The organism is Natronococcus sp. (assembly GCF_047921035.1).
GTDB lineage: Archaea > Halobacteriota > Halobacteria > Halobacteriales > Natrialbaceae > Natronococcus.
Map to the genome: position 1 here is coordinate 1 of NZ_JBLRWX010000115.1, position 9,298 is coordinate 9,298.

The following is a 9,298-nucleotide window of genomic DNA, read 5'->3' on the forward strand; positions in this document are numbered from 1 at the left end:
CTCAGGGTGACGGACACGATGCGGCTAAAGCGGTGTTACGCGTCCGAACCCCTCGTCGAGACCGCGCTCGGACGCGAGGACCTCCGGGTCGTAGCGGAGCCGGCTCCGCTCGAGTTCGACGACGACGGAAACTTCGTCGCCGCCTCGCCGGACTGAGCCGGCAGTTCCGGACGGTCGGCGAGGCCGTCTCAGTTATCACTGTCGGAGTCGGTGTCACCGTCGTCGCCGTCAGAGTCCGTGTCGCCGTCGTCTCGATCCGAATCGGTGTCACCGTCATCGCTGTCCGAGTCGGTATCCCCGTCGTCTCGATCCGCATCCGTATCGCCGTTCCCGGACTCGTCGGCCGACCCGCCCTCGTCGGCGGCCGTGACGCGATCCGTCTCGCCCGCTCCGCCGTCCGTGGTCGTCTCCTCGGCGAGCCTCGAGTCGTCTCGAGCCGACGTCGCTTTCGCTGCGCTCTCGTCTGCGTTCGCCGGGCGCTTTTCCCCGTCCGTCGAACGCTCGTCTCGGACGGACTCTTCGGCCGGTTTGTCCGCGCGGGCGTAGAGGATCACGGGCGGGAGGACGTACGAGGCGATCGCGAGCACCGCGAACGCGTCGTCGACGAACATCAATAGGCCGAAGATCGCCAGCCCCGCGGTTGCGGCCGCGTGCACGCCAGTCTTCGTGTACGCGAGGTAGAACCGCCACAGCCCTCGAAACCACTGAGTCACGGCCGAGTTCACTACCGACACTACGCGAGCGACCGGGAACCCTTTTTCGCGTGCACCCGTAGGACGGGTATGAGAGAGTTCGTCTTCGCCCTCGAGTACGATCCGGGAACGAACCCGGTCGCCGACGTGCTCGCAGCCCACCCCGACGCCTCGGTCCGGTCGCTGTCGTGTCACGTCACCCCCGACAGCCTCTGGCGGGTCGACCACGCGACCGGCCCCGAGGAGGCGCTGACGGAACTCGAGGCGGCCTACGAGACGGCCGACTACTTCGCGGACTGCCTGGTCAAGGACCACTGCGGGGCCGAGTGCGAGACGCAGGTGCTCGATCGCTCGAGCGACACGCTGGTCGTCTACACCTACTGGGATCGAACCGAGGTCTGTACGTCGGTCCCCCACGTCGCACTCGAGGTCCTCGGCGAGGGGCTACTGTTCGAAACCTACCGCGAGGGTCGGCGCTACCGCTGGCGAATCGTCCTCTCGAGCGACGCGCCGATCCACGAGTTCTTCGACGCGCTCGGCGAGGAGGTCGGCGAGTGTGCGGGGATGGAGGTCCTTCGGGTGACCGAACTCGATCCCGACCGCAGCGGGTTCGACGCGGACCGCGAGGGTTCGCTCCCCGACGAGCAACGCGAGGCGCTCGCGGCGGCCGTCGAACACGGCTACTACGAGACGCCGCGACGGATCGAACTCGACGACCTCGCCGAAATTCTCGGCGTCCCCCGGTCGACGCTCTCCTACCGCCTCCGGCGCGCCGAGGCCGCCCTCGCGACGGTGTTCGTCGGCGAGACGGAGTCGATCGAAGCGCTGGCGGCCGCCGGTGCGAACGGCTCGCTGTGAGAAAGTTGGCGCACGCCAAATAACCCGTATGGTCGCCGACCCGTTACGGGTACCCAATGAGCGATCCTGCCGCCCCCGTGGACTCGAGTCGCACCCTCGAGTTGCGGGTTCCCGAAATGGACTGTCCCTCCTGTGCGACCAAGGTGCGAAACAGCGTCGAACGTCTCGACGGAATCGACGAGATCGACCCGCGCGTGACGAGCGGGCGCCTCGTCGTCGCGTACGATCCCACCCGAGCCGACGAGGCGGCGATCCGCGAACGCGTCCGCGCGGCCGGATACGCCGTCGAGGACGCGGCGTCGGAGCTCACCGTCTCGGTCCCGGAAATGGACTGCCCGTCCTGCGCGACGAAGGTCGAGAACGCGCTGGCCGACGTCGAAAACGTCGAGGAGGTCGAAACCCGGCCCGCGACGGGTCGCGTCACCGTCGCGATTAGCGAGGGAACCGACGCGGAAGACGTCACCGCGGCGATCGAATCCGCCGGCTACGAGGCGACGCCGGTGGCCGACGAGGGCGGAGCGATGGCAGATCCAGCCGCCGTCTGGCGAAGCCGCCGAGCCGTCGGGACGGGAATCGGCGCCGTCCTCGTCGCGGTCGGGATGACCCTCGAGTTCGTCTTCCCGGCCGCCGATCCCGCACTCGCCGCCGTGGCGGGCCGGACCTACGCGCTCTCCGATCTCCTCTTTATCGCGGCCGTCGCCGTCGCCGGGACGCCGATCCTGCGCAACGGCTACTACTCCGCGCGCAACCGAAGCCTCGACATCGATTTCCTGATGAGCCTCGGGATCGTCGCCAGCGTCGCGACCCACCACCCCTTCGAGGGGGCGATGCTCGCGGTGCTGTTCTCGGTCGCGGAGCTGCTCGAGCGGTTCTCGATGGACCGCGCCCGGGACTCACTGCGGGAGCTGATGGATCTCTCGCCGGACACCGCGACGGTTCGGCGCGAGGACGGCACCGAAGAGACGGTTCCGGCCGACGAACTCGCGATCGGTGATCGCGTCGTCGTTCGTCCGGGCGAGAAGATTCCGGCCGACGGCGTGGTCGCGGAGGGCTCGAGCGCGGTCGACCAGTCGCCGATCACCGGCGAGAGCGTCCCCGCGGACAAGGGGGCGGGCGACGAGGTGTACGCCGGAACGATCCTCGAGTCGGGCTACCTCGAGGTCGAGGTCGAACGCAAAGCGAGCGATTCGACGATCGCCCGGATCGTCCGCATGGTCGAGGACGCCGAGCGCGAGAAGACCGAGCGCGAGCAGTTCATCGACCGGTTCGCGAGCGTCTACACGCCGATCGTCGTCGCGCTCGCGGCCGCGGCCGCGTTCGTCCCACCCCTGCTGTTCGGGGCGTCCTGGAGCTACTGGTTCGTCGTCGGGCTGACGCTGCTCGTCATCTCCTGTCCCTGCGCGCTCGTGATCTCGACGCCCGTCAGCGTCGTCTCGGGGATCACCAGCGCCGCCAAGAACGGGGTGCTGATCAAGGGCGGACGCCACCTCGAGGCCGTCGGCGAGAGCGACGTCCTCGCGGTCGACAAGACCGGAACCCTGACGACCGGCGACCTCTCGGTGACCGACGTCATCCCGCTCGAGGGCGCCGACGAGGACGAGGTCCTCCGACGGGCCGGTGCTGCGGAACACCGAAGCGAGCACCCGATCGGACAGGCGATCGTCGGCTACGCCGAGGAACGCGGGCTCGAGCCCGACGCGTCCGACGTCTCCGGCTTCGAGGCACTGACCGGAAAGGGCGTCCGCGCCGACGTCGACGGCACCACTCACTACGTCGGTAAACCGGGCCTCTTCGAGGGACTGGCGGACCTCGAGCACACCCACGCGACCGACGGCGGGGTGGTACTCGAGTCGATGGGGTACGAGGTCGACGCCGGCTCGCAGTGCGATCGGGAGGGCTGTCTCGACGTTCTCGGCGACGTCGTCCCCGACCTCCAGGCGGAGGGGAAGACCGTCGTGATCGTCGGCACCGACGAGGGGCCGATCGGCGTCGTCGCCGTCGCCGACCGCGTCCGGCCGGAGGCGCGGTGGGCCGTCTCCCGGCTGCAGGATCGCGGGGTTCGCGTCGTGATGCTCACCGGCGACAACGAGGGGACCGCCCGCGCGATCGCCGACGCGGTCGGGATCGAGGAGTACCACGCCGAACTGCTCCCCGACGAGAAACTCGAGCGGATCCGTGAGCTAGGCGAGGCCACCCGGCCTCGAAACGGAACGGGGAGCGAAGCGACCCGTGAAGTCGAAGCGGAGCACGGGTCGGGCCGCGTCGCGATGGTCGGCGACGGCATCAACGACGCGCCCGCGCTCGCGACCGCCGACGTCGGGATCGCGATGGGCGCCGCGGGGACCGATACGGCGCTCGAGACGGCCGACGTCGCGCTGATGGGCGACGACCTCACCCGCCTGCCCTATCTCTACGCGCTGTCGGGGAAGGCGAACGGCGTCATCCGCCAGAATATCTGGTCGAGCCTGGCGGTCAAGGCCGTCCTCGCCGCGGGCGCGCCGTTCGGGATCGTGACCGTCATCCACGCGGTCGTCATCGGCGACATGGGGATGAGCCTCGGCGTGACGGGCAACGCGATGCGGCTGGCGGGTGTCGAACCCGAGACGCCGGACCCGGACGAACTCGCCGAGTGAGGGTCAGTCCCGGAGCCAGCGAACCAGTCCGATCGCACCGACGACGGCGAAGACGACCCACATTCCCGTGACGAGCACGGCCACGAGGAGGATCGCGAGGCCCCGCGGTGACTCCGAGAACGGGCCGAGGTCGGGAAGTCCGAAGCCGAGCCACTGAACGACGAGGAAAGCGACGAAGACGAGGGCGAGAACGGCTACCCGATCCCGGAGCCACCGCCGACTCAGGTAGTAGTCGAGGTACGTATCGTCGTCTCGTTCCATTCGTTCTCACAGACGAAGGCGGTGGAGAAAACTATTGTCTCGGCTCGTCAGCGTCCGAAGCTGGTACCGGGCTTCGTATCTAACTACTCGAAGGGGAGCACAGCGACGAACTCGAGGCGTTCTCGGAAAGAATATCGGTAGTTTGGGATGCGATTTTTTGTTTGGCTGCTGGATCCGAACGGGTTGACCTGTTACCTGCAGGTGCAAACTGCTCGCTTCGCTCGCAGTTTCTACTGGGCGAACAGCCGTCCGAGACGCGCGACAGCGCGTCTCTCTGCGGAACGACGATCGAAGCGCGAGCGTAGCGAGCGGTAAGTGAGTCGTCTGTATGTAACACGAGTTTTGCGATCGAATCTGCCCACTGAAGCGGTGCTCCTCTCGGCTGCTAATATTTTTGTGCCGACACCTCGAGTATAGTGTAATACCAGACGGTATCGACGACAGAAATCAAACGCCGTTGCGCCAACACCCACTCGTCAGATCCGGAACCTCGGTGATCAGGTACGGCGTGTACGTCGCTTTTCTCGCCCTGGTCGTCGCGGAGATCGGGCTCGACACGTCGACGTGGTTCGCGGTCCGGATAGTCGCCGGTCTCCTCGGGGGTGTCGTCGCCGTCGGTACAGCGTGGCTCGTCGCCGAGCGAACGGCGCTCGGCCGATCGGCCGACGAACCCTTTCAGCGACATCGTCTGGTCGTCTCGCTGCTCGTCGTGGCACTCGTGACCGTCGGTGGAATCGCCGTTTCGATCGCACTCGAGGGGATCCCCCGCCTGTTCTCCCTGGCGGTCGCTCTCGGATTGCTCGGCGGATCGTTCGCTCTCGAAGGAATCGCGGACTACCGCCAGTAACGGGGTTGCGCGGTACCGGCCTCGAGCGTCGGCCCCGTCACGACCGACCGAGCGCCCGCCGAATCGGTGTCGTCCCCGGATAGCCGTCGGCTCGCCAGAGCGCGATGCCCGCGACGAGGATGACGGCCTCGAACCACAGCGTCGTCGCCTCGAGGCCGAGGCCGGGGACCGTCCCGAGCGGTTTGACGCCGGTGTACTCGGGCATGTGCGTGGTCGGCCACAGGAGGAAACCGAGTTCGTCGTAGTCACCCGAGAGCACGTGCCAGGGGACGTCGGTCGCGACGTGCGAGCCGTAGCCGACGGCGAAGGCGACCCCCAGCCGCTCTCGATCGCGGCGCCGCGCCAGCAGCCAGACGGCGGCGACGAGCGGGACGACGAACAGCAGCGAGTGGCCGATCGTCCGTCCGACGGGAACGACGCCGGCGGCGTGGAGCGGTTTGTCGATCAGGTCCGCGAGCCCCGCGCCGATGATCGCGGCGAGCGCCGGCGCCTCGGCTGGCGGTTCGCCGCGGTCCAGTCGTGTGTACGCCGCATAACAGAGGTAACCGACGACGACGTGAACGACGGGCTGCATTCGATCTCGAGTAGGGGAACGCCCTCCGTAAGTGTCCGGCCGTCGACTGAAACGATACAGCCGCGAATCGCCGCTGCAGAGGTTCTATCGCGCCAAAATTGGACGCTACGTCGTTTGGGGTGCTGCCTAACTCCGCTCGGCACTCACAGTTGTATATGGGACGAACACCGAGCGACGACCGCGGGACGACGACGGCACCGACCGGCGTCGCGGGGGTCGAGAACCGTATCGACGGCGGGACGGAGGCCAACGCCGACGGCCTCGAGTACGACGTCGTCACGACGCCGGTGCTCGTCGTCGGCGCCGGCGCGGCGGGCGCGCGGGTCGCGATCACGCTCGCCGAGGCGGGCGTCGAGCCGCTGGTGATCGGCAAGCGCGATCACGGCGACGCCCACACGACGTGGGCGGCCGGCGGCGTCAACGCGGCGCTCGGCACCCTGGACCCGGAAGACGACTGGACGATTCACGCGGCGGACACGCTAAACGAGGGCCACCACCTGAACGATCCCGAAGCCGTCGAGCTCACCGCTCGAGAGATGCCCGATCGGATCCGTGAACTCGAGGAGTGGGGGATGCCGTTCGATCGCACCGACGACGGGACGATCAACCAGCGCTACTTCGGCGCCCAGTCGTACCGGCGTACCTGTTTCGTCGGCGACCGCACCGGCGAGGCGATGCTCGAGACGCTGATCGATCGGGCGCAGGACCTCGAGATCCCCTACCGCGAGAACGTCATGATCACGCGGCTGCTCTCGGACGGCCGGCGGGTATCGGGCGCCGTCGGTTTCGACATGGAGACCGGTCGCGGCCTGCTGTTCCGGAGCGACCGCGTCGTGGTCGCTGCGGGCGGGTTCTCGGCGCTCTATCGGCGCCACTCCTCGCGGGACGACGAGAACAACGGCGACGCTCAGGCGCTCGCGCTCGAGGCCGGCGCGCGGCTGCTCGACACCGAGTTCGTCCAGTTCCATCCGACGGGGATGGTCGGCGAGCGCTACGGCGAGGAGTGGGACGGCCGACTGGTGACCGAGGCGGTCCGCGGCGAGGGCGGTCGGCTCTACAACGCGGAGGGAGAGCGGTTCATGGAGCGCTACTCGCCCGACCAGATGGAGCTCGACGCCCGGGACGTCGTCGCCCGGGCGATCGCTCGGGAAATCCGGGAGGGACGCGGGACCGACAACGGCGGCGTCTATCTCGATATCTCCCACCGCGAGGCCGACTACGTCCGCGAGCGCCTCCCGTCGATGGTCGAGCGCTTCGAGTCGCTCGCCGACGCCGACGGCGACGTCGCGCCGACGACGCTGCTCGACGACCTCGGCGAACTGCTCTGGGACCGTGCTGGAATCCTTCGGGACGAAGCCGGGCTCGAGGAGGGACTGGCCGAACTCGAGGCGCTGCGCGAGCGCACGGCCGACCTCCGGGTCGAGGGCGACCGCACCTCGCGGTCGTTCGAGTACGCCGTCGACCTCTCCGTTAGCCTCACCGTCGCCGAAGCGCTGCTCCGGACGGCCCTCGAGCGAACCGAATCCCGGGGCGCCCACTACCGGACCGACCATCCGGAGACGGTGTCGGACTGGCGCGTCAACCTCGTCGTCTCGGTCGACGGCGGCGGGTTCTCGATCCGGCGTCGCGGCGTCGGCGAGCCGAGCGAGTCGGTGCAGGAGGCGCTCGAGGAGGGGTACGAACTCGACTACCACCACCTCGAGTGAGGCCGTCGCCGCGCCGTCCTCGCGCAAGCGAGACGCATATGCGCTCCCGGCACCGTGTTTCGTATCCAGCCACTGCGCATGATAGAAGAGGCACACCCCGTGCTCCGCCGGGATCCCGTGATGGCGGAGCTTCTCGAGCGACACGACCCGTACGTCGAACCGGACTGGACCGAGTACGAACGGCTCTGCATTTCGATCATCAACCAGCAGGTGTCGACCGCGAGCGCGGCGGCGATCCGCAAGCGCGTCTTCGACGTGCTCGACGGCGAGGTGACGCCGGAGGCCGTTCTGGCCGCCGACGAGGAGGCGCTCTACGAGGCCGGGCTCTCCCGCAGCAAGATCGAGTACGTCCGAAACGCCGCCGAAGCCTTCCAGGAGAACGACTACACGCGATCCGGACTGGCCGACCACACCAACGAGGAGGTGATCGACGCGCTCACAGAGATCAAGGGAATCGGCGACTGGACCGCGCGGATGTACCTCCTGTTCGTCCTCGAGCGCCCCGACGTGCTCCCGCTGGGCGATCTGGCGGTTCGTCGCGGCATCGAGAACCTGTACGCCGACGGCGACGAGGAACTGAGTCGCGCGGAGATGCGCGAGATCGCCGAGGCTTGGCGTCCGCACCGCAGCGTCGCGACGCGGTACATCTGGGCGGAGTACGAGTCGGAGTAGCAGGCGCCGGCAACGGTCTGAAGCCGCAGCCGGTCGCGAACGTCGGTATGACAGACGACGCGATCCCCGGCGAGCCGGATCGGCAACGAATGACGACCGATCCGGAGCGGATCCGGGAGTGGGCCGAGGCCCGCGACGCCGTTCCCGTGACGGTTCACGCCGACGAGGGGAGCGGCTACTCGTTCGCTCGGCGAGACGATCTCGGAGCGGACCGCGAAACCTACACCTGGGACGAGTTCGTCGAGCGGTTCCGGGACGACGATCGGGTGTTCGTCTACCGCGGCGACGAGCCGGCGAGCGAGGGGCTCGGCGAGTTCGAACTCGTCGACCGCGAGACGGCCCTCGAGCGGGCCGCGAGCGAGCGAAGCGACCTCGAGGACGAACTCCGACGGGGCGGAACGGTGACGACCGAGATCCGCGCTCACGAGGGCGCCGAGACGCGGACTGTCGACCGCGACGCGATCGAGAGCGAGGTCGTCGACACTGAACTCGTCGAGCGGGAGCTTGTCGACGCCGAACTGCTCGATCGGGCGGTCGTCGACACGGAGTTCGTCGGCGACGACGTCGTCGAGGTGACGGCAGACGAATCCCGGCTCGAGACGATCGAGGAGGTCGAACGGTACACCGTCGAGAGCCGCGTGGCCGACGGTAACTCCGAGCGCGGCGACGCGCGGATCGACGCGGACGCCGAACTCGAGGCCGTCCGCCGGACGATCCTCGACGGTGACGTCTTGGGTTCGGACGCCAGCACCGACGGGATCACCGACCGGAAGCTCCGCCGGAGCGAGCGCACGGCGGGCGACCTCGTTCGAAGCGAACTGTTCGAACGGCGTACCGTCGAGGAGCGACTCGAGGAGCGGGTCCGGCGACGCTTCGCGCTCGAGGAGACCGCCCGGCAGCCGTCGACCCTGCCCTACGAGACGCCGGCCGAGCCCGTCCCGACGCTCGACGCCGCGAACCTCGTCCGCGAGCTCGACCGGGCGTGGCACCGCACGTCCTACTCGGCCATCACCGCCCGGGCCCACGAGGCCATCGCGCCGGGGGCCGGTGGCGCC

The 9,298-nt window shown here is 68.6% G+C and carries 9 protein-coding genes; 6 read left to right on the forward strand and 3 right to left on the reverse strand.

Annotated elements, in window-relative coordinates:
• Positions 1-188: 188 nt before the first annotated feature.
• Positions 189-725 (reverse strand): hypothetical protein, encoded by a 537-nt coding sequence (locus tag ACNA7R_RS17460; protein ID WP_416284806.1) that lies wholly within the window; start codon positions 723-725, stop codon positions 189-191.
• Between the two features lie 57 nt (positions 726-782).
• Between ACNA7R_RS17460 and ACNA7R_RS17465 the strand changes: the two genes are divergently transcribed.
• Together ACNA7R_RS17465 and ACNA7R_RS17470 are read left to right on the forward strand one after the other, a co-directional pair.
• Entirely contained in the window at positions 783-1,550 is a 768-nt protein-coding gene (locus ACNA7R_RS17465) for a helix-turn-helix domain-containing protein (protein WP_416284807.1), read from the forward strand.
• Between the two features lie 56 nt (positions 1,551-1,606).
• Entirely contained in the window at positions 1,607-4,183 is a 2,577-nt protein-coding gene (locus ACNA7R_RS17470; protein WP_416284808.1) for a heavy metal translocating P-type ATPase, read from the forward strand.
• Between the two features lie 3 nt (positions 4,184-4,186).
• Here ACNA7R_RS17470 and ACNA7R_RS17475 read toward each other — a convergent pair whose 3' ends face one another.
• On the reverse strand, positions 4,187-4,444 hold the full coding sequence (locus tag ACNA7R_RS17475) for a hypothetical protein (RefSeq protein WP_416284809.1): 258 nt from the start codon (positions 4,442-4,444) through the stop codon (positions 4,187-4,189).
• Between the two features lie 508 nt (positions 4,445-4,952).
• Here ACNA7R_RS17475 and ACNA7R_RS17480 point away from each other — a divergent pair.
• Complete coding sequence (locus tag ACNA7R_RS17480) at positions 4,953-5,291, forward strand: hypothetical protein (RefSeq protein WP_416284810.1); 339 nt, start codon at positions 4,953-4,955, stop codon at positions 5,289-5,291.
• 37 nt (positions 5,292-5,328) lie between these two features.
• Here the strand turns inward: ACNA7R_RS17480 and ACNA7R_RS17485 are convergent, their stop codons facing one another.
• On the reverse strand, positions 5,329-5,865 hold the full coding sequence (locus ACNA7R_RS17485; RefSeq protein ID WP_416284811.1) for a metal-dependent hydrolase: 537 nt from the start codon (positions 5,863-5,865) through the stop codon (positions 5,329-5,331).
• A gap of 155 nt (positions 5,866-6,020) precedes the next feature.
• Here ACNA7R_RS17485 and ACNA7R_RS17490 point away from each other — a divergent pair, with 155 nt between their 5' ends.
• The 3 genes from ACNA7R_RS17490 to ACNA7R_RS17500 form a co-directional block, all read left to right on the forward strand.
• On the forward strand, positions 6,021-7,571 hold the full coding sequence (locus tag ACNA7R_RS17490) for an L-aspartate oxidase (RefSeq protein ID WP_416284812.1): 1,551 nt from the start codon (positions 6,021-6,023) through the stop codon (positions 7,569-7,571).
• Between the two features lie 78 nt (positions 7,572-7,649).
• Positions 7,650-8,243, forward strand: a complete 594-nt coding sequence (locus tag ACNA7R_RS17495; RefSeq protein ID WP_416284813.1) for a DNA-3-methyladenine glycosylase family protein — start codon at positions 7,650-7,652, stop codon at positions 8,241-8,243.
• A 47-nt stretch (positions 8,244-8,290) separates the two neighbouring features.
• On the forward strand, positions 8,291-9,298 hold a 1,008-nt coding region (locus ACNA7R_RS17500), incomplete at its 3' end, for a hypothetical protein (RefSeq protein WP_416284814.1).